The organism is Streptomyces sp. NPDC107517 (assembly GCF_055582645.1).
Map to the genome: position 1 here is coordinate 86,478 of NZ_JBVJPM010000020.1, position 17,882 is coordinate 104,359.

17 protein-coding genes are annotated in these 17,882 nt (G+C 70.4%); 9 read left to right on the forward strand and 8 right to left on the reverse strand.

All coding sequences use genetic code 11. The features are described from left to right. Positions 1 to 105: 105 nt before the first annotated feature. The gene (gene helR / locus ACZ67T_RS34130) at positions 106 to 2,310 is read right to left on the reverse strand and encodes an RNA polymerase recycling motor ATPase HelR (protein WP_469989246.1); all 2,205 of its coding nucleotides are present in this window, start codon (positions 2,308 to 2,310) and stop codon (positions 106 to 108) included. Positions 2,311 to 2,820: 510 nt separating this feature from the next. Between helR and ACZ67T_RS34135 the strand changes: the two genes are divergently transcribed. Continuing rightward, the gene (locus ACZ67T_RS34135) at positions 2,821 to 3,348 is read left to right on the forward strand and encodes a hypothetical protein (protein WP_469989248.1); all 528 of its coding nucleotides are present in this window, start codon (positions 2,821 to 2,823) and stop codon (positions 3,346 to 3,348) included. Positions 3,349 to 3,496: 148 nt separating this feature from the next. On the opposite strand, the gene ACZ67T_RS34140 is transcribed toward ACZ67T_RS34135, so the two are convergent. From ACZ67T_RS34140 to ACZ67T_RS34160, 5 genes are all read right to left on the reverse strand, one after another. Continuing rightward, complete coding sequence (locus ACZ67T_RS34140; protein ID WP_469989250.1) at positions 3,497 to 3,745, reverse strand: DUF6332 family protein; 249 nt, start codon at positions 3,743 to 3,745, stop codon at positions 3,497 to 3,499. A gap of 182 nt (positions 3,746 to 3,927) precedes the next feature. Beyond that, positions 3,928 to 5,007: a sensor histidine kinase gene (locus tag ACZ67T_RS34145; RefSeq protein WP_469989252.1), complete on the reverse strand. Its 1,080-nt coding sequence runs from the start codon at positions 5,005 to 5,007 to the stop codon at positions 3,928 to 3,930. Continuing rightward, positions 5,000 to 5,698, reverse strand: coding sequence for a response regulator transcription factor (locus ACZ67T_RS34150; protein WP_469989254.1), 699 nt, complete (start codon positions 5,696 to 5,698; stop codon positions 5,000 to 5,002). Before ACZ67T_RS34150 ends, ACZ67T_RS34145 begins: the two co-directional genes overlap by 8 nt. 104 nt (positions 5,699 to 5,802) lie before the next feature. Continuing rightward, positions 5,803 to 6,507: a VanZ family protein gene (locus ACZ67T_RS34155; protein WP_469989256.1), complete on the reverse strand. Its 705-nt coding sequence runs from the start codon at positions 6,505 to 6,507 to the stop codon at positions 5,803 to 5,805. A 254-nt stretch (positions 6,508 to 6,761) separates the two neighbouring features. Further along, on the reverse strand, positions 6,762 to 8,132 hold the full coding sequence (locus tag ACZ67T_RS34160; protein WP_469989258.1) for an NAD-binding protein: 1,371 nt from the start codon (positions 8,130 to 8,132) through the stop codon (positions 6,762 to 6,764). Positions 8,133 to 8,691: 559 nt separating this feature from the next. Between ACZ67T_RS34160 and ACZ67T_RS34165 the strand changes: the two genes are divergently transcribed. Both ACZ67T_RS34165 and ACZ67T_RS34170 read left to right on the forward strand, forming a co-directional pair. Then, positions 8,692 to 10,146 (forward strand): ferredoxin reductase family protein, encoded by a 1,455-nt coding sequence (locus tag ACZ67T_RS34165; protein ID WP_469989259.1) that lies wholly within the window; start codon positions 8,692 to 8,694, stop codon positions 10,144 to 10,146. Positions 10,147 to 10,186: 40 nt separating this feature from the next. Continuing rightward, positions 10,187 to 10,360: a hypothetical protein gene (locus ACZ67T_RS34170; protein WP_469989261.1), complete on the forward strand. Its 174-nt coding sequence runs from the start codon at positions 10,187 to 10,189 to the stop codon at positions 10,358 to 10,360. A 17-nt stretch (positions 10,361 to 10,377) separates the two neighbouring features. Here the strand turns inward: ACZ67T_RS34170 and ACZ67T_RS34175 are convergent, their stop codons facing one another. Continuing rightward, positions 10,378 to 11,091: a Clp protease N-terminal domain-containing protein gene (locus tag ACZ67T_RS34175; RefSeq protein WP_469989263.1), complete on the reverse strand. Its 714-nt coding sequence runs from the start codon at positions 11,089 to 11,091 to the stop codon at positions 10,378 to 10,380. Continuing rightward, a complete protein-coding gene (locus tag ACZ67T_RS34180; protein WP_100594665.1) occupies positions 11,091 to 11,312 on the reverse strand; it encodes a helix-turn-helix domain-containing protein in 222 nt (73 codons plus the stop codon). The genes ACZ67T_RS34175 and ACZ67T_RS34180 overlap by 1 nt, the downstream gene beginning before the upstream one ends. Before the next feature lie 123 nt (positions 11,313 to 11,435). Between ACZ67T_RS34180 and ACZ67T_RS34185 the strand changes: the two genes are divergently transcribed. The 6 genes from ACZ67T_RS34185 to ACZ67T_RS34210 all read left to right on the forward strand — a co-directional run bounded on the left by ACZ67T_RS34185 (position 11,436) and on the right by ACZ67T_RS34210 (position 17,823). Further along, positions 11,436 to 12,644: a nitrate/nitrite transporter gene (locus ACZ67T_RS34185; RefSeq protein WP_469989265.1), complete on the forward strand. Its 1,209-nt coding sequence runs from the start codon at positions 11,436 to 11,438 to the stop codon at positions 12,642 to 12,644. Positions 12,645 to 12,771: 127 nt separating this feature from the next. Next, positions 12,772 to 13,887, forward strand: coding sequence for an MFS transporter (locus ACZ67T_RS34190; protein ID WP_469989267.1), 1,116 nt, complete (start codon positions 12,772 to 12,774; stop codon positions 13,885 to 13,887). Beyond that, positions 13,884 to 16,184: a molybdopterin oxidoreductase family protein gene (locus ACZ67T_RS34195; RefSeq protein WP_469989269.1), complete on the forward strand. Its 2,301-nt coding sequence runs from the start codon at positions 13,884 to 13,886 to the stop codon at positions 16,182 to 16,184. Before ACZ67T_RS34190 ends, ACZ67T_RS34195 begins: the two co-directional genes overlap by 4 nt. A 9-nt stretch (positions 16,185 to 16,193) precedes the next feature. Then, on the forward strand, positions 16,194 to 16,796 hold the full coding sequence (locus ACZ67T_RS34200; RefSeq protein WP_469989271.1) for a 4Fe-4S dicluster domain-containing protein: 603 nt from the start codon (positions 16,194 to 16,196) through the stop codon (positions 16,794 to 16,796). After that, on the forward strand, positions 16,793 to 17,449 hold the full coding sequence (locus ACZ67T_RS34205; RefSeq protein ID WP_469989273.1) for a QcrA and Rieske domain-containing protein: 657 nt from the start codon (positions 16,793 to 16,795) through the stop codon (positions 17,447 to 17,449). The genes ACZ67T_RS34200 and ACZ67T_RS34205 overlap by 4 nt, the downstream gene beginning before the upstream one ends. Beyond that, the gene (locus ACZ67T_RS34210; RefSeq protein WP_469989275.1) at positions 17,446 to 17,823 is read left to right on the forward strand and encodes a hypothetical protein; all 378 of its coding nucleotides are present in this window, start codon (positions 17,446 to 17,448) and stop codon (positions 17,821 to 17,823) included. The genes ACZ67T_RS34205 and ACZ67T_RS34210 overlap by 4 nt, the downstream gene beginning before the upstream one ends. The last annotated feature ends 59 nt before the right edge of the window (positions 17,824 to 17,882 follow it).

The following is a 17,882-nucleotide window of genomic DNA, read 5'->3' on the forward strand; positions in this document are numbered from 1 at the left end:
TATGCCCGGCCCGCCATGCACGTGGCGGGCCGGGCACATCCGGGAACCTCGGCGGCGATCCGCACGATCACCGAGCGGCGATCACGGCGGCCTGTCCCTCCTCGGTCAGGAACTCGTCAGGACGGAACTCGTCAGGATGACGAGCTGCTGCGTCGCCCGGGTCATCGCCACATAGCGGTCGACCGCTCCTTCGATGCCGTCGCCGAACTCCTCCGGATCGATGAGCACGACCAGATCGAATTCGAGGCCCTTCGACAGCTCCGGGGTCAGGGACCGGACGCGTGACGTCGCCCGGAACGTGGGGTCGCCGATGACGCAGGCGATCCCGTCGTCGTGCGCGGCGAGCCAGGTGCCGAGGATCGAGTCCAGGTCCGTGACCGGTCCGTGGACGACGGGGACGCCGCTGCTGCGGACGGACGTCGGCACATTGGCGTCGGGGAGCTCGGCCCGGATGACCGGCTCGGCCTGCGTCATGACCTCCTCCGGCGTGCGGTAGTTGATGCTCAGGGAGGCCATCTTGATCCGGTCGAGCCCGGCCCGCTCCAGGCGCTCCTCCCACGACTCCGTGAACCCGTGCCTCGCCTGAGCACGGTCCCCGACGATGGTGAAACTCCGCGACGGACAGCGGAGCAGCAGCATCTGCCACTCCGCGTCGGTCAGTTCCTGGGCCTCGTCCACGACGATGTGGGCGAACGGTCCCGCGAGCCGGTCCGGGTCGGCCGTGGGCAGCGCGCTCTCGTCGATCAGGCTGTCCTGGAGGTCCTTCCCGCGCAGCATCCGCACCGCGCCCTCGCTGTCGTCGCCGGCCGAGTTGAAGTCGGCCGCCGAGATGATGTCGTCGATGACGAGGGCCATGCGCTCACGCTCGGCGGCGACGGCCGCGTCGTGCTGCCGCTTGCGCCGTGCCGCCTCCGGGTCACCGAGGCGCTGCCGAGCCGCGTCAAGGAGCGGCAGGTCGGACACCGTCCAGGCCTGGGGTGCGTCCTTGCGCTGCAGCTTCGCCACGTCGTCGCGGCCGAGCCAGGGGGCACACATCCGCAGGTAGGCGGGGACCGTCCAGAGATCGGAGACGAGGTCGGCGGCCTCGAGCAGCGGCCACGCGCTGTTGAGGGCCGCGACCAGATCCCTGTCCTGCCGCAGCGACCGCAGGAACAGATCGGGCGAGACGCCGTCCTCGTCCTCGTCCATACCCTGCTTGTCCATGAGGATCGTGGCCAGTTCCTCCCAGACCTGCTCGCGCGCCTCGTTGTGCGCGGCGCCCGGACCCGGAGCCTTGAACGCTTCGGCCCAGTCGTCGGCGCTCACCCAGATGTCGGACCAGGCGGTCGTGGCGGTCATGCCCTTGGTGGGCGGCTCCTCGTAGAACCTGACGGCCTTCTCGATCGCCCGCACCATGTCCGCCGACGACTTCAGGCGGGCCACGTCCGGGTCGGTCTCGGCCTCCGCCGTCGCGCCCTCGGTGACGAGGTCCGGCAGGATGCAGGTCTGCACGCCCTCCTCTCCGAGGCTCGGCAGGACATCGGCCACGTAGTCCAGGTAGGGCCGGTGCGGACCGACGAACAGCACACCGCCCCGACGGTGGCTGAGGCGCGGGTCGGAGTAGAGGAGGTACGCGGAACGGTGCAGGGCGACGACGGTCTTGCCCGTGCCGGGCCCGCCGTCGACGACGAGCGCTCCGCGCGAACCGGCGCGGATGATGGCGTCCTGGTCGGCCTGGATGGTGCCGAGGACGTCACGCATACGGGCCGAACGGTTGCCGCCCAGGCTGGCGATGAACGCGGACTGGTCGTCGAGAGCGGCCCGCTGTTCCAGGCCGTCGGCGGTGAACACCTCGTCCCAGTAGTCACTGATCCGGCCGCCGGTCCAGCGGTACCGGCGACGGCTCGCCAGGCCCATCGGGTTGGCGTGCGTCGCCGCGAAGAACGGCTCGGCGGCGGGTGAGCGCCAGTCGACGAGCAGTCGGCGGCCCTCGCTGTCGGTGAGGCCGAGCCGCCCGATGTACAGGGGCCCGGCGTCGTCCGCGCCGACGACACGGCCCAGGCACAGGTCCAGGCCGAAGCGGCGCAGGGCGCGCAGGCGGCCGGTCAGCCGGTGGATCTCCGAGTCCCGGTCCATCGCCTCGCGGCCGATGCCGCCGGGCGCCTTGCGCAGGACGTCGAGACGGTCGGAGAGCTCGGTGATCGTCTGGTCGAGGCTGCTCGCGACGGCCGCGAAGTGCTGCTCATCGCCGGCGATCAGCGTCGCATCGGCCTTCGCGGAAAGACGCTCGGGAAGGTCGAACGCACGGGTGGTCGTGGAGGTCAATGTCATCAGCTCCGATCCGAGGTCACGCCTGCGAAGTCCGACGCGGCGCCCACCGGCGCCCCGGCGCCGAGCACCCGCACCGGCGCCACGCCACCGCACGACCCATGAACCGACAACAGCACATGCACTTCGTTGATCTCCCATTTCCGCAGGGTTCGGGCTTCGGCCAGCGATTGTGCGGCAAGGTGGGGGCCTTGCCGCAAGCCCCCCGGTGCGCTATAAGTTGAGAGTGGCAAGGAGTGGGAAGTCCTCCTTGCCTTTCTTGTTCTCCGGTGGCGGGCACCTCTGGCTCTCCCGGACGAGCACATCCTTCAGGCGGTGGCGACGCGCTGTGCGACGCCTGCGGTGCTGCGTCCCGCTCCTGCTCCTGGGGGATCCCGAAGATTGCCGGACATCGGCAGTGCGCCACAACCCACATCACAGGCATGCTGGTGCCGGTCGGCTGAAACGGGGGCGTCAGTGGAAGCGAGTACAACCCGCAGCGTGGTGCGTGCGCGCGTGGGATCCGGACTGGCGGTGGCTGTTCTTCTGCTGCCCCTCGCCGGCTACGGACTGGCCCGTACCGGGGCGGTCCCCGAAGCCACACCGATCATGCTCGGCCTGCTGTGCGCGACCACCGGGTTCCTCCTCCTCACCGAACTGTGCGAGGAACGAGCCCCGTTCCGACACTCGTCGTCGCACCTGACCGCGCACACCCTGACCGGCGAACGGTCCGTGGACCTGAACCTGATCACCACCGTCCGCCTGCTCACGACCTTTTCGTACAGCGGCGCGCACCGCACCCTCGTGGTGTGCGACGTCCATGGTGTGCGCCTGGGCATCACGACGAAGAGAGCCCGCGGCAAACTTCGCCGAGCGATCGAGAAGGCCGACGCGAACGCCGCGCGAGGGGTCCCCCGACCCCGGGTGAGCCGCGCGGCACGGGCATACCTGGGCCTTGCCCCGGGACGAGGTCTCGTCGTCCACACGACTCTCGCATTTCTGCTGACGACGGTATCCGGGAGCCTGTACGTGGTCGGCGCGCTCCGACTCGGCGGGCAATGAGTCAGGCCCTCAGCCCCGGCCCTTCAGCCCCGACGGCTCAGCGTTCACTGCGGTGCACGAGAACGGCAGGTTCTTCACCCGCGCACACTTCTGACGTTCCCTACCGCCGGACGTGCTGATGCGGCGGCCGCCCGCGCCTGGTTGTCCGTCAGCGGTGTTGCGAGTCGAATCGCCACAGGACGTGGACGACGCGCATCACTGCCAGCACGCCGCCGGCCACAGTCCCCGTGGCCACCAATGAGTGCTCGACAGTGGGAGGGAGGCGCCAGACGAAGGCGGGGCCGGCGATCGTCGCGAAGACGATGCCACCGAGGAAGCACGCGCTGAACAGTGCATAGCCGATCTCGACAGTGATCTCGTCCCGCTCGGCCTGGCTGCGCCGCGGTCTTGTCCCCATGAGGGCAGCATCGCAGCAGATCCGCCATCCGGCCACGCACATGCACGCCCGGAGAGGGGCTGGGCTCCGGAAGAACTTCGCCGTCCGGCCCGTGGGCACGAGGGCGGCCGGGCGAGCCTGGCCAGGTCGGCTCCGGCGTCACGACGCTGGGCCCGACCGCCAACCATGCTCGGCGACCATGTCTACGGCGTGCCGGGAAGCCGGACCGTGACGAGGAGACCGCCGGCGGCGCGGGGTACGAGGTCGAGGGTCCCGTCGTGGGCGCGGACGATGCTGTGGACGATGGCCAGGCCGAGCCCGACGCCGGCGTGCTCGTCGGTGCGTACGCGTTCCGTTCCGCGCTGGAAGGGTTCGGTGAGCGTCGGTACCAGTTCCGGCGGGAGCCGACGGCCCGTGTTCTCGACCCGCAGCACGCTCGTGCCGCCGTGCGTCTCGGTGTGGACCGTCACGGTGCCGCCGTCGGGGAGGTTGTGGACGATGGCGTTCTGGACGAGGTTCGCCACCATGCGAAGCAGGAGCTCCGGCGAGCCGCTGGTCCGGGCGGCATCGCCGGTGACTTCGAGCGTGATGCGGTGCCGTTCGGCGAGGGGGAGCAGCGTTTCGGCGGCTTCTTCGGCGATGAGGGAGAGGTCGACGCTCTCGCGGATGAACGTTCCGCGGTCGCCACGGCTGAGCAGCAGGAGGGCCTCGGTGAGGTCGATCGCCCGCGTATTGACGGCGTGCAGGCGTTCGATGAGTTCGCCCGGGTCCCGCGGGGGGTCCTTGCGGGCGACGTCGAGGAGCGTCCGCGAGATCGCCAGCGGGGTGCGCAGTTCGTGGGAGGCGTTCGCGGCGAACCTCTGCTGCTCGGCGACGTGGGACTCGAGTTGTCGGAGCATCGAGTCGAACGCGTCGGAGAGTTCACGGAATTCGTCCTGGCGGCCCTTCATGTGGATCCGGTGGGACAGCGACCCGCTCCCGGCCATCCGTGCCGCGTCCGTGATCTGCGTGAGAGGCGCGAGCATCCGGCCGGCGAGGATCCATCCCCCGACGAGGCCGAACACGAGCAGGAAGACCATCGCCACGGCCGCGGCGGGGGCGAAGGTGTGCACAAGGAGGTAGCGGTTGGGCGAGATCCCGAGCAGGCCCTTGGGGTTGTCAGGTACGTAGCGCAGCAGGAACACCCACACCACGGCCAGCAGGAGAGTGCCGGCGACGGCGAGGAATCCGGCGTAGCTGAGGGTGAGTTTGAGTCGGGCGCTGAGCCCTGGGCGCCTATCCATGCGGCGTACTGCCGGGGGTGGTGGTGTCCGGACCGGTGTCGATCCGGTAGCCGACGCCGGGAACGGTGGCGATGACCCATGGTTCGCCGAGCCGTTTGCGCAGTGCCGAGACGGTGATGCGCACGGCGTTGGTGAGGGGGTCGGCGTTCTCGTCCCATGCCCGTTCGAGGAGTTCTTCGGCGCTGACGACCCCGCCCTCGGCGGCGACGAGGACTTCGAGGACGGCGAACTGTTTGCGGGTGAGCGCCACGTAGCGCCCGTCGCGGAAGACCTCCCGGCGGAAGGGGTCGAGCCGCAGGCCCGCGATCTCGCGGACCGGAGGCCGGGCGTACGCGCGTCTGCGGTCGAGCGCCCGCAGCCGCAGGACGAGCTCCCGCAGCTCGAACGGTTTGGTGAGGTAGTCGTCGGCGCCCAGCCCGAACCCGGAGGCCTTGTCGTCGATCCGGTCGGCGGCGGTGAGCATGAGGATCGGGATGCCGCTGCCGGAAGCGACGATGCGCCGGGCCACCTCGTCGCCGGAGGGGCCGGGAATGTCGCGGTCGAGGACCGCGAGGTCGTAGGAGTTGACGCTGAGGAGTTCCAGGGCACAGTCGCCGTCGCCGGCGATGTCGGCGGCGATCGCCTCGAGGCGTAGACCGTCACGGACGGCTTCGGCCAGGTAGGGCTCGTCCTCCACGATCAGTACGCGCATGTGCGAAGCCTAAGCAGCAGAACATATCGCCGACGTATGCAAAGGCGTGGGCCAAAGGCGTGTGCAAGGCGAGTGCGAAGAAGTGTGCACACCGGACACGCGACTCAGCCTGTCGGCGCCGGCGCGGGGCGCGGCTGGTCCGACGGCGCCTGCGCCGCAGTGCGCCACCAGTGGCGCGACGCCAGCGCGGCCAGTACGGCGCCGGCGGTGTTGACCAGTACGTCGTCCACGGAGGACACCCGGTCGAGGCGCAGGACGTACTGCCCGGTTTCGACCAGGACCGAGCAGCCCGCCCCGAGCGCCAGGATCCGTGGCACGGACGCCAGCGCCGCGAACCGCATCGGGGCGAAGAACCCCAACGACGCGAAGACCAGCAGATTGCCGACGATCCCGAGCGTCCCCATCGTGACCAGGTCCCGCAGCGGTACGAGGCTCACCCGGGCGGGGACGATGCCGGCGCCGGCGCCCGGCATCATGGTGAGCCACAGGAACGGCACCGTCCCGTGGACCATGCCCACCTCGGCCAGCGACATCCGCCACGCCGATGCGACGCCGGCGGCCCGCCGACGGAGTGCCAGAGCCCACGCCACCAGCGCGGCCAACGGCAGCCCGACCAACGTCATGAGCACCACACCGTTGAACGTGTCGAAGCAGCCGTGCCACCGTCCGGCCATGCACCTCGGAGCCGCCATCATGAGCGGCCCCCGCACGACGAACAGGGCGCCCGCCATGCCGAGGATCGCCAGGCCGAGGAGCACGATCCTGCGCGTGCGGCGGGGCGGTCCCGACACGGATGCGTTGTGGTTCATGCCCCCATTGGAGACGGAGGGCCGTTGCGGTGGCGTATGCGATTTTCGATACGCCCGCGATACACGGATCCGTCCCCCGCATCAGGGAACTGGCGCAAGCCGGCAGTGAGTTTGTCCCGCCGGTGGTGATCGTGCCGGCGCGTCGGTCACGCTCGGTCGGATGTCCCCTCCCGCTCCTCGGCCGTGTGCACGGCATGCCGGGTGGAGGGGACGGCCGCCGGCCGGCCTGCGGTGAGAGCGCGATGATGCCGCCCTCAGCTCGTGGCCGCTGACGCCTCAACGCCTGACGCGGTACGGCCCGGTGCGGTCTCGTCCCCGGATTGCCCGGGGCGTGTGTCCCACGTCGCGAGGTCGACCACCTGGCCGTCCGGGAACAGCGCGCAGGTGCGGTCCTCGGCGACGAAGACGCTGGACGGTTCGGCGCCCAGAACCGACGCGGCGACGAACGCGCCGACGATGCGCGGGAAGTCGCACACCGCACCGATCCGGAACAGGGACTGCGAGTCCGTCGTGACCTCGTCGCTTCCGGCGCGCAGGATGATCCGCTGGTCGGGGGCGACGGCCCGGGCCGCGACCGCGACGGCCATGTTCGCCAGACTGTCCGAGCCGACCGCGGCAAGACCGCGGGCCCGCAGGACGGAGAGGCGTTCGAGCAGGAAGCGGTCACCGCCCCGGCCGAGGACGACCGGGATGTTCAGGGAGCGGGCGAGGGGGAGGCACGCGGCCTGGGGGTTGCGCTCGACGGCGACGACCTTGACGCCGAGGTCCTTCAGCCGCGCGGACAGCCGCAGGCCCACCTGCCCGAGGCCGACGACGATGACGTGGCCGCGGCGCGGGATGGACCTGGCGCCCAGGATGCTCGTCATGCGGTGCCCGGTGAACCGGTCGACGACGCTCGCGGTGAAGATGGCCGCCAGCACCAGGACGGCGAGCATCGAGACGGCGGACACGACCTTGTACCAGCCGGGTCCGTGCTCGGCCGCCGGTGACGAGCCGATCGTGGTGAGCGCGCGGGCGGCGTTCCACACGGAGTCGGTCCAGTGCTCGTGCAGGACGAGGACGCCGAGCGCGATGTCCACCGAGAAGGCCACCGACAGGGCGGCCAGACTCGCGATGAGCGCCTTCGCGGACGTCCCGAGGGAGCGCAGCCAGGCAGGGAAGGACGCGCGGGGGTGAACATGCGCGTGGGCCGCGAGGGCACGTCCGTTCAGATGCTCGACGGACGTGGTCCCGGCCTCCCGCCGGACCGCGATGACGCCCCCGCCGTCGGGCTGGAGCATGGCGTAGCTCGGGGCGAGGCATTCGGCCAGGAGGCTGGGCACGATGGCATCGGTCATGCTCAGGACGGTGCAGTTGGGCACTGTGCGCGAGACCTCGTCGGCGACCGTGCGGTCGAAGAGGGTCACGACCAACCGGATACCCGGCTTGAGATGTTGGGCGAGCAAGGCATAGCGCAGGGCGACGATGTCATCACGGGAGACGACAGCGACAGCGTCGACGGACTGCTCCAGGTGCTCGCGCAGCGTGTCGTCGTCGGGCCGCGGCAGACGGCGCACCGTGCCGTACCAGCGGCCGATGTGAGCGGCTGCGGAGCGCCCCAGGGCCTCGTCGTCCTCGATGATCACAATGCGCTGACCCGATGCGGGTATGTGGGGAGGTGCCTGATCCTGAAATGTCTGCGGGTTCAAACCGTCGGCCTTTCTGCACGGGTGGGGGCTGCTCTGAGCCGCCTTCTGATCAGTGCGCCCGGCATGCCTGGTCGAGGCTCGGTGCGGGGGCTTCGGCGCGGGCCGGTCTGGCCGGCACGTCTGTCTCGTACGCCGTGTCCGATGAGTGAGGCACGGTCGGGAGGAGCCGAAGACGTGTTCTTTGTACCAGGGTGCCGACGGTTTGTATCAGGCTCCATGGGGGCGTCGGATCCCCGGCCTGTCCGACATTGTGTACAAGAGGGCGAAGTCCCTTGTGCGGTATGGGCGTCACTGTTGCCCGCGACGGTGACCTCCTGGCGACGAGGCCGCAAACGCGGAGCGGTGGATTCCGGAGCGGTGGTGCTCCCGCACTCTTCCGAGGTCGAAAGGCCCGTGGCTTAACCACCCTTGAGGCGATCCTCAAGCCCGCCTTAAGGATCAGCGATGGGCCTCTGACCTGGCTCTTTTCACCCCTCCGGACCTCTACTGTGGCCGCGTGACGACCGAGGCCGCCAGCGAAGCCGAACTCTGCAGGTACCCCGCCCTGACCGCGTATCTGCGCCACGTCGAGGGCCCGGGCGCGGAGTATCCGCCCATACCCCCGCGGCCCACCCGACGTCCCCGCATCGGACGTCCCGCCGCTCCCCTCCGCGTCTCGCCGGCCGCCCTGCGCGCAGGCATCGTCGTGGGCGGGATCGGCGTCAGCGTCCTCTGGGCCGTACAGGCCGAACCGTCGGCACGACTCGACGTGCTCTTCGCGACCGGCGCACACCTCACCGGACTGCTCGCCGGATACGGCATCCTCGTCATGCTCTTCCTCATGGCGCGCATCCCCGCGGTCGAGCACGGAGTCGGCGCCGACCGCCTCGCCCGCCGTCACGCCGCCGGTGGACGTCACGTCCTGGTGCTGTGCGCGGCGCATCTGGTCCTCGCCGTGTGCGGATACGCCACCCACGCCGGCACCGACCTCGTCTCCACCGTCGTGGACCTCCTCGGATACCCGGCCGTCGCGGCCGCGTCCGCCGGTACGGCCCTGCTCGTCGCCGTCGGTGTGAGCAGCGCTCGCGCGGTACGCCGCCGGGTCACCCACGAGACGTGGCGGGCCCTGCATCTGCTGACCTATCTGGGCGCTGCGCTGGGCTTCGTGCATCAACTCGCGGGCCCGGATGAGGCAAGCGGCGTCGTCACGCGGTGGCTCTGGGCCCTGCTGCACGCGATCGTCGCCGTACTGCTCGTCTGGTACCGGCTGGTCGTGCCCGTCCGTCAGGCGCTGCGGCACAGCCTGCGCGTGGTCGCGGTCCATGGGGAGGGGCCCGGCGTCTTCTCCGTCGTCATGCAGGGCATCGGGCTCGACGGACTGCGGGCCGAGCCCGGCCAGTTCTTCCGCTGGCGATTCCTCAGGGGAGGGCTCTGGCACACGTCGCTCCCCTTCTCCCTCTCGGCGCCGGTGCACGGCGATGAACTCCGTATCACCGTCAAGGCGCTCGGCCGGCACACGCGCCGCGTCCGCAGGCTCGCGCCGGGCACGCGCGTCCTGGCCACGGGGCCCTTCGGCGCGCTCACCGCGCACCGCCGCACACGGAGCAAGGTGCTGCTCCTGGCGGGCGGCGTCGGCATCACGCCCCTGCGGGCCCTGTTCGAGACGCTGCCCGGAGCGCCGGGCGACCTCACTCTCCTCTACCGCGCGGGCACGGCCGAACAACTCGTGCTGAGTGAGGAGTTGGAGGCCATCGCCCGCAGCAGGCAGGCCGCCCTGCACTATCTGCTCGGCCCCTCGGGCGCCTCGTTCGACCCGCTCGCACCGCAGGCCCTGCGCAATCTCGTACCCGAACTCGCCGAGCACGACGTGTACGTGTGCGGGCCGCCCGGCATGACGGCCGCGGCCACCGCGGCGCTGGTGCGGGCCGGGGTGCCCGAAGACCACATCCACGCAGAGCGCTTCACGTTCTGACCCGGCGCAGATGCCGTACACCCCTGACAGAGAGACCCACATGGGACGCCACCGCAAGCCCGCAGGCCCCACGCCGCTCCCCACCCTCACGGCCCGGCGCCGTCTTGCCGCCGGGCTCGCGGGGGCCAGCGCCCTCGTCGCCACGTTCCTCGTCGTCGCCGTCGACCCGGCGGCCCCGCCAGCCCCCGACCGGAGCACGGCGACGGCGCCGTAGCCGCACGACCGGGGGAATCAGCTCACCTGCCGATACCGCTCCCTGATCGCGGTGCGCAACGCCGGGGCCGAGGCGCCGAGCGCCGACAGTACCGAGGGCACGAGGCCGGTGGTCATGGTGATGAGGCTGAGGCTGAGGTGTTCGAGGCCGATGTGACTGTCGTGTCGGGCCTGCGCCTCGCGGACCGTGTTCGCGAGGCTCTCCTTGGCGCGAGGGGAGAACCGGATGTGCGCGCCGGAGCGAGCGCCGGCGGCTTGGTACAGGCCGGTGGGAGCGGAGGCATCTGCCGGGCGGGGGAGGTGTCGGGCGGCGCGCCTTCGGTGCCGGCGGCGGGCGAGGACCGTGAGCACCACGTGACGCGGGCCGCGCCTCGGTGAGCGAGGTCCGTGGTGGACGGCGCTGTCGGCGCGCGCGAGGGCTTCCGGCCCGAAGGACTCCTCGATCCTGGCGCGTACGGCGTCGATATCGATGCCCACGGACGCGAGCGCGTCCCGGTTGAGGGTGCCGAACAGGTGGGACGCGCCCCCGCGTCCGACCAGACGGACGATCTCCTCCTCCACGCCCTGAGGCGTCACGCCGTGCTCACGCAGTACGGCGCCCGCGGGCTGATCGGCGGAGGCGAGGGCGAGCAGGAGATGCTCGGGGCCGATGTAGTTGTGGCCGAGGCGGCGGGCGTGTTCCTGGGTGTGGACCACCACGGTGCGGGTGTCCGGCGTGAAGCGTTCGAACATCATCGACTCCCTATCAGGCGGCCGTACTTGCGGTGCACGGTCTGTTTGGTGACGCCGAGCCGCTCCGCGATGTCCTGCCAGGACCATCCCAGCTTCCGGGCGTTCTCGACCTGGAGGATCTCCAGGCGTTCGGTGAGTTCTCGTAGGGCGGCCACCGCGCGGAGCCCGGTGTCCGGGTCGCTGCTGGCGGCGCCCTCGGCGATTTCGAGTGTGCTCTCCATGGCCGTCAGCATATGCTGACGCTCGGGCGGGTGTCAACATATGCTGACGCGGTCCCGGGGCTCGAGAATCGATCGGAGCACCAGATCAGGCCGGGACACCGCAGGCGTTCCTAGCATCGGCATGTGGAACACCCTGCACCGGAACAGACGACCGCCCGGCCGCCCGCCGCGGCCTACCGCAATCTGGCGGTGGCCACCGTCGGGTTCGCTCTCACGTTCTGGGCCTGGTCTCTCATCGCGCCGCTCGGCAGCGATTTCGGTGAACGCCTGAACCTGAGCTCGTTCAACCAGTCGTTCCTCGTCGCGGTGCCCGTGATCGTGGGCTCCCTCGGCCGCATTCCCGTCGGAGCGCTGACCGACCGCTACGGCGCCAAGCTGATGTTCCCGCTGATCTCCGCCCTGACGATCATCCCGGTGCTCCTGGTCATCCCCGCCAGGAACTCCTTCATCGCCATGCTCGGCGTCGGCTTCCTGCTCGGTATCGGCGGCACGACGTTCGCCATCGGTATCCCGCTCGTGAACTCCTGGTTCCCGCCCGCCCGCCGCGGGTTCGCGCTCGGGATCTTCGGCATGGGCATGGGCGGTGTGGCCCTGTCCGGCTACTTCACGCCACGCATGGCCAAGTACAGTGAGAACCTCCCCTTCTTCGTGGTGGCCATCGCGCTGGCCGCGTACGCGCTGCTCGCTCTGCTCCTCATCGCCGACCGCCCCGACCGGCCGATCCCCACCACCTCGCTCGCCACCCGGCTCGGGCAGGCGGGACGGCTGAGGGTGACGTGGGAGCTGTCAGGGCTGTACGCGATCGGGTTCGGCGGCATCGTCGCGTTCGGCGTCTACCTGCCCACGTATCTGAAGACCTGGTACGAGCTCGACCCCACCGACGCGGGCACCAAGGCGGCCGGGTTCGCCCTGGTCACTGTCATCTTCCGGCCCATCGGCGGCTGGCTGTCCGACCGGATCCACCCGGCGACCGTCACTGCCTGCGCCCTGGCCGTCGTCGCGCTCTTCGCGATCGTCCAGGCCTTCGACCCGGCGCTGAACCCCGTGGGCACCCTCTGCTTCCTGCTGATGGCCGCCGGGCTCGGCACGGCCAGCGGCAGCGTCTTCGCGCTCGTCTCCCAGGTCACTCCACAGCCGCAGGTCGGCTCCGTCACCGGCATCGTGGGCGCGATGGGCGGCCTCGGTGGCTTTGTGCCACCGCTCGTCATGGGCGCGGTCTACAGCGCCAAGAGCTCGTACTCCATCGGCTTCATGCTCCTGTCCGACCTGGCTCTCGCCGGCTGCGTCTACGCGTACGGCCGCATGCGGGACATCGGGGCGCGGCGGCCGTAGGGCGTGTCTGCGGCCTCGTCACTGGCCGGGCGTGCGTACCCCGTTGAGCGCCGCCGCCGACCGACACGTCACTCGTGCGCCTTCGAGAACGGGCGAAACACCTACAAAACTCCCTATCGTGGGCCGGGTGACTGAGCCGCCCGCACCCCCCGCCGCCCCGGACGTGGCCACCGCCCCGGACGCGCCACCGCCCGCCGGTGCGGTCGGCCGGCCCGGACCGCATTCGGTCGCGGGGCGGGCCACGCTCGCCGGAACCATCGTGTCCGTACTGCTGATCCTGGCCATCGTGTTCGGCAGCCGGATGCTCAAGGACTTCGACTCGGCTCTCCTCCCGTACGCCGTCGCGACCGTGTTCCTCGCCTTCGGTGTCGCCTACCGCTACACCGTGTGGATCTCCGCCCCGGGCGCACGCCGTCTGTTCAAGCAGGGCTGGCGCAGCCTGTTCTCGGCCGACAACTTCCGCAAGGCGCCCACCGCGCTGCCGAAGATGATCGCCACCTACCTCGGCTTCCAGAAGTTCCTCGGAGCCCGCTCGCAGGCCCGCTGGGCCGCCCACCAGCTGATCTTCTGGGGCTGCGTCCTGGCCGCCCTGATCACCTTCCCGCTGACGTGGGGCTGGTTCACGTTCACCGCCTCGTCCAGCGCGGGGCCCGGCTACGAGATGCGGATCTGGGGCCTGAAGGTCCTCGGCTTCGACTCGCTGAACATCGTCGGCTGGCTGATGTTCCACGGCCTGGACATCGCCGCCGTCCTGGTGATCCCCGGTGCCTCGTACTTCCTGTGGCGGCGCATGAAGGACCGCGGCGCCATGACCGGCCAGCGGTTCGCCTACGACCTGGTCCCGCTGATCGCCCTGATCGTCATCTCGGTGACCGGCCTGCTCCTCACCTTCTCGTCGATCTTCCTGCACGGCGGCGGCTACGAGTTCCTGGCGATCCTGCACATGGTGTCGGTGGTCTTCACCCTCATCTACATCCCCTTCGGGAAGTTCTTCCACATCGTCCAGCGGCCGGCCGCCGTCGGCATGCAGCTGTTCAAGTACACGGCCCGCAAGGACGAACAGCTCTTCCACTGCAAGCGCTGCGGCCAGCTGATCGACACCGCCCCGTACGTCGAGAACCTCCAGGGCACCATGCGCGACCTCAAGCTCGACTTCGACACCTGGACCGAGTACTGCCCCCGCTGCAAGCGGGTGCTGCGCGGCACCGCATACCTCAGCGACGTGAAGAAGGGCTTCAAGTGACCCAGCCGTACATCCCGCTTGACCCCTCCATCGCACCGCCCGGCACCCGCAACTTCCGTGACGCGGGCGGCATCCCGGCCGACCAGTGGCACGCCGACCAGAACGGCGAGACGCTCGTCCCCACCCACTGCTGCTTCTGCGGCGTGCAGTGCGGGATGTACCTGCGCGTCGACAAGCGCGGCAAGGTGTTCGGCGTCGAGCCCCGCAACCACGACATCAACCGCATGCGGCTCTGCCCCAAGGGCATCAACGCCTACCAGCAGATCAACCACCCGGACCGGCTGACCGCCCCCCTCATGCGCCGCTCCCGCGACGAACCCTTCCGGGAGGCGACCTGGGAGGAGGCCCTCGACTTCACGGTCTCCGAGATCCGCCGCATCCAGTCCGCCCACGGCAACGACGCGTTCGGGGTGCTCGGCGGAGCGAGCCTGTTCTCCGAAAAGACGTACCTGGTCGGCAAGTTCGCGCGCGTCGCTCTCAAGACGAAGCACGTCGACTACAACGGCCGTCTGTGCATGGTCTCCGCCGCCGGAGCCAACAAGCTGTCCTTCGGCATCGACCGGGCCGGCAACCCCTTCTCCGACATCCTCCTGTCCGACTGCCTGCTGATCGCCGGGTCGAACGTGGGGGAGTGCTTCCCGGTGATGACCCAGTACGTGTGGGGCGCCCGCGACCGGGGCGCCGTCCTCATCGTCGTCGACCCGCGCGAGACGTCCATCGCCCGCACGGCCGACATCCACGTCGCCCTCAAGCCGGGCACCGACTCCGCGTTCTTCAACGCCGTACTGAACGTCGTCATCCGCGAGAACCTCGTCGACGAGGAGTACGTGGCCGCGCACACCACCGGCTGGGACGAGGTCCGGGCCACCGTCGCCACGTACACCCCGGAACGGGCCGCCGAGATCTGCGGGATCCCCGCCGCGCAGGTCGTCCAGGTCGCCAGGGCCTTCGCGGGCGCCGACAACGCCATGGCCTGGCACGCCCGGGGCATCGAGCACCACTCGCAGGGCGTCGAGAACTGCCTCACCGTCATCAACCTCTGCGTGGCCACCGGCAACATCGGCAGACCGGGCGCCGGCTACGGCACCCTCACCGGCCAGGGCAACGGCCAGGGCGGCCGCGAGCACGGCCAGAAGGCCGACCTGCTGCCCGGCGGGCGCTCCATCCTGAACCCCGACCACCGGCGGCAGATCTGCGAGATCTGGGGCATCGAGGAGTCCGAACTCCCCGCCGCCGGCACGTCGATGATGGAAATGGTCTGGCAGATGCAGCGCCGGGAGATCCGCGGCCTGATCGGCATCTGCAACAACCCGTTCGTCTCCCTCCCTAACTACGCGACGGTCAAGGACGGTTACGACACTCTCGAATTCCACGCCCAGTTCGACTTCTTCCTCTCCGAGACGGCGGACAACGCCCACGTCGTCTTCCCCGTCACCACCTGGGCCGAGGACGAGGGCGTGATGGCCAACGCCGAGGCCCGGGTGATCAAGCACAACAAGGCGCAGGAGCCGCCGGAGGGCGTACGTACCGACACCTGGGTGATGTGTGAGCTGGCCCGACGCCTCGGCGTGGGAGACAAGTTCCACTATCCGGGCTCGCGCGAGGTCTTCGAGGAACTGCGCATCGCGTCGGCCGGCACGGTCATCGACTACTACGGAATCACCTACGACCGCCTCGAGGAGACCGGCGGCATCGCCTGGCCGTGCCCTGCCACCGACCACCCCGGCACCCCCCGCTTGTTCGAGGACGGCAAGTCGTACCACCCCGACGGCAAGATCCACCTCCAGGTCGTGGAGTGGCACCCGCCGATGGATCCGTACGACGACGACCACCCCATGTCGCTCACCACCGGCCGCACCGTCGCCCACTTCCTGTCCGGCAACCAGACGCGCAGGCTCGGCGCCCTGGTCGAGCAGACCCCGCGTCCGTGGGCGGAGGTCCACCCCTCGCACGGCTTCAGGAACGGCGATCCGGTACGCGTCGTGACGCGCCGGGGCAGCGAGGTCTTCCCCGCACTGGTCACCGAGGCGATCCGCCCCGACACCGTCTTCGTGCCGTACCACTGGCCGGTCCCCACAGCCGCCAACGCGCTCACCATCGACGCCCTCGACCCCCGTTCCAAGATCCCCGAGTACAAGGTCTGCGCCTGCCGCATCGAGCACGCCGAGCAGATCGACGAGGTGCCCGCGCCCCCGACCGCGCCCGGCCAGGTCGCGTACCCGGAAGCCCAGGTGTCCCGTACCGACCCCCTGCCGCCCACGGCCCCGCAGGGCCGTGGCACCGCCGAGAGGAGCTGAGGTCACGCCATGATGGGCAGAACGATCTTCATCGATCCGGGGCGGTGCATCGGCTGCCAGGCGTGCGTGTCCGCCTGCCGGGAGTGCGACTCGCACCGGGGCAAGTCCATGATTCACCTCGACTACCCCGACGAGGGCCACTCGGTCGCGTCCCTGCCCACGGTCTGCATGCACTGCGAGGACCCGGTCGCCCCGTGCGCCGAGGTGTGTCCCGCCGACGCGATCCTGGTGACCGCCGACGGTGTCGTGCAGCAGGCCGACACCACCCGCTGCATCGGCTGCGCCAACTGCGTCAACGCCTGCCCCTTCGGCGTACCGAAGATCGACCTCCAGGCCAAACTGCAGATGAAGTGCAACCTCTGCTACGACCGCACCGCCTACGGACTCGCCCCCATGTGCGCCACGGTCTGCCCCACCGGGGCCCTCTTCTACGGAACGCTCGAGGATCTCCAGGCCGAACGCCCGGGCGTCCAGGTCGCGGACTCCTTCACGTTCGGCGACGTCGTCGTCAACACCGGCGTGGCGATGGTCGTCCCCGCCGACAAGGTCCAGTGGCCGGTGCCCGGAGGACTGCCGATCGTCCAGGTCAACGGGAAGGACGTGGCCCGATGAGCGTCACCGAGCAGCCCCCGGTCCCCGGGCCCGGAACCGACGGCGACGCGGCGCAGGCGGCGCTCGAGGACCGCATCTCCGCCGACTCCCTCACCACGCGCCGCGACTACCTCCGTATCGTCGCCACCGTCTCCGGTGGCCTGGCGGTCGGGGGCATCGCCGTCGCCGGGGGAGTGCTGCACCGGCACGGTGACATCGACGGCGCGCCCGAACCCAAGCGGATCACCGGCCGCCTCGCGCCCGGCGAGTCCATTGCCTTCCGGTATCCCGGCGAGGACGACCGGGCGGTCGCCGTCCGCCTCACGGACGGCAGCCTCGTCGCCTACTCCGCCGTCTGTACGCACCTGGCGTGCGGCGTGCTGTGGCGCAAGGACCGCGGCAGCGAGGGCGAGTTGTACTGCCCCTGCCACGAAGGCGTCTTCGACGCCCGCACCGGCGAGGTCACCGCGGGCCCGCCACCGCGCGGCCTGCCCAAGGTGCTGCTCGTCGAGCAGAGCGACGGCAGCGTCTGGGCGGTCGCCACGGCCCGCTCCGGGGAGAACGCCCAGGACGCGGTGTGCCGGGAGTTCGCCGACGCGCGGCCCGAGGTCCGGGCCCAGCTCGGCTGCCCCGTCGCGAACGGTGCCAACGGGGAAAGGAGCCGGCGGACATGAGCACCGACGAGCCCCAAGCCGTCCCCCCGAGGCCCCCGTACACCCCCGGCAGTGCCCAGCCGCGCCTCAACCGCCCGGTCCAGGAGCGCTACCCGCAGATCCGCCCGACCAGCGGCTACGGCGACCCCCGGATCCGACACACGGGTCCGGGTCCCGGCGCCGGCACCGACCAGGAGCCGGAACGCTCCTCGAAACTCACGGCCCGCCTCGTCCTGGCGATGACGGTGGTCATCGGACAGCTCTGGGGCCTCAGCGTGGTGGTCGACGAGTGGATGACGGGCGCTACCGGTACGGCCTGGTGGGGCGCGGGGTTCCTGTGCCTGTCCTTCCTGGTGGTCCTGGGACTGTGGCTGCTCGATCCGAAGGACCGCTGAACTCCCGCCCGGAAGGCGTCACTTGCGTGCCGCGGAGCCGACCCGAACTCCAGTGGACC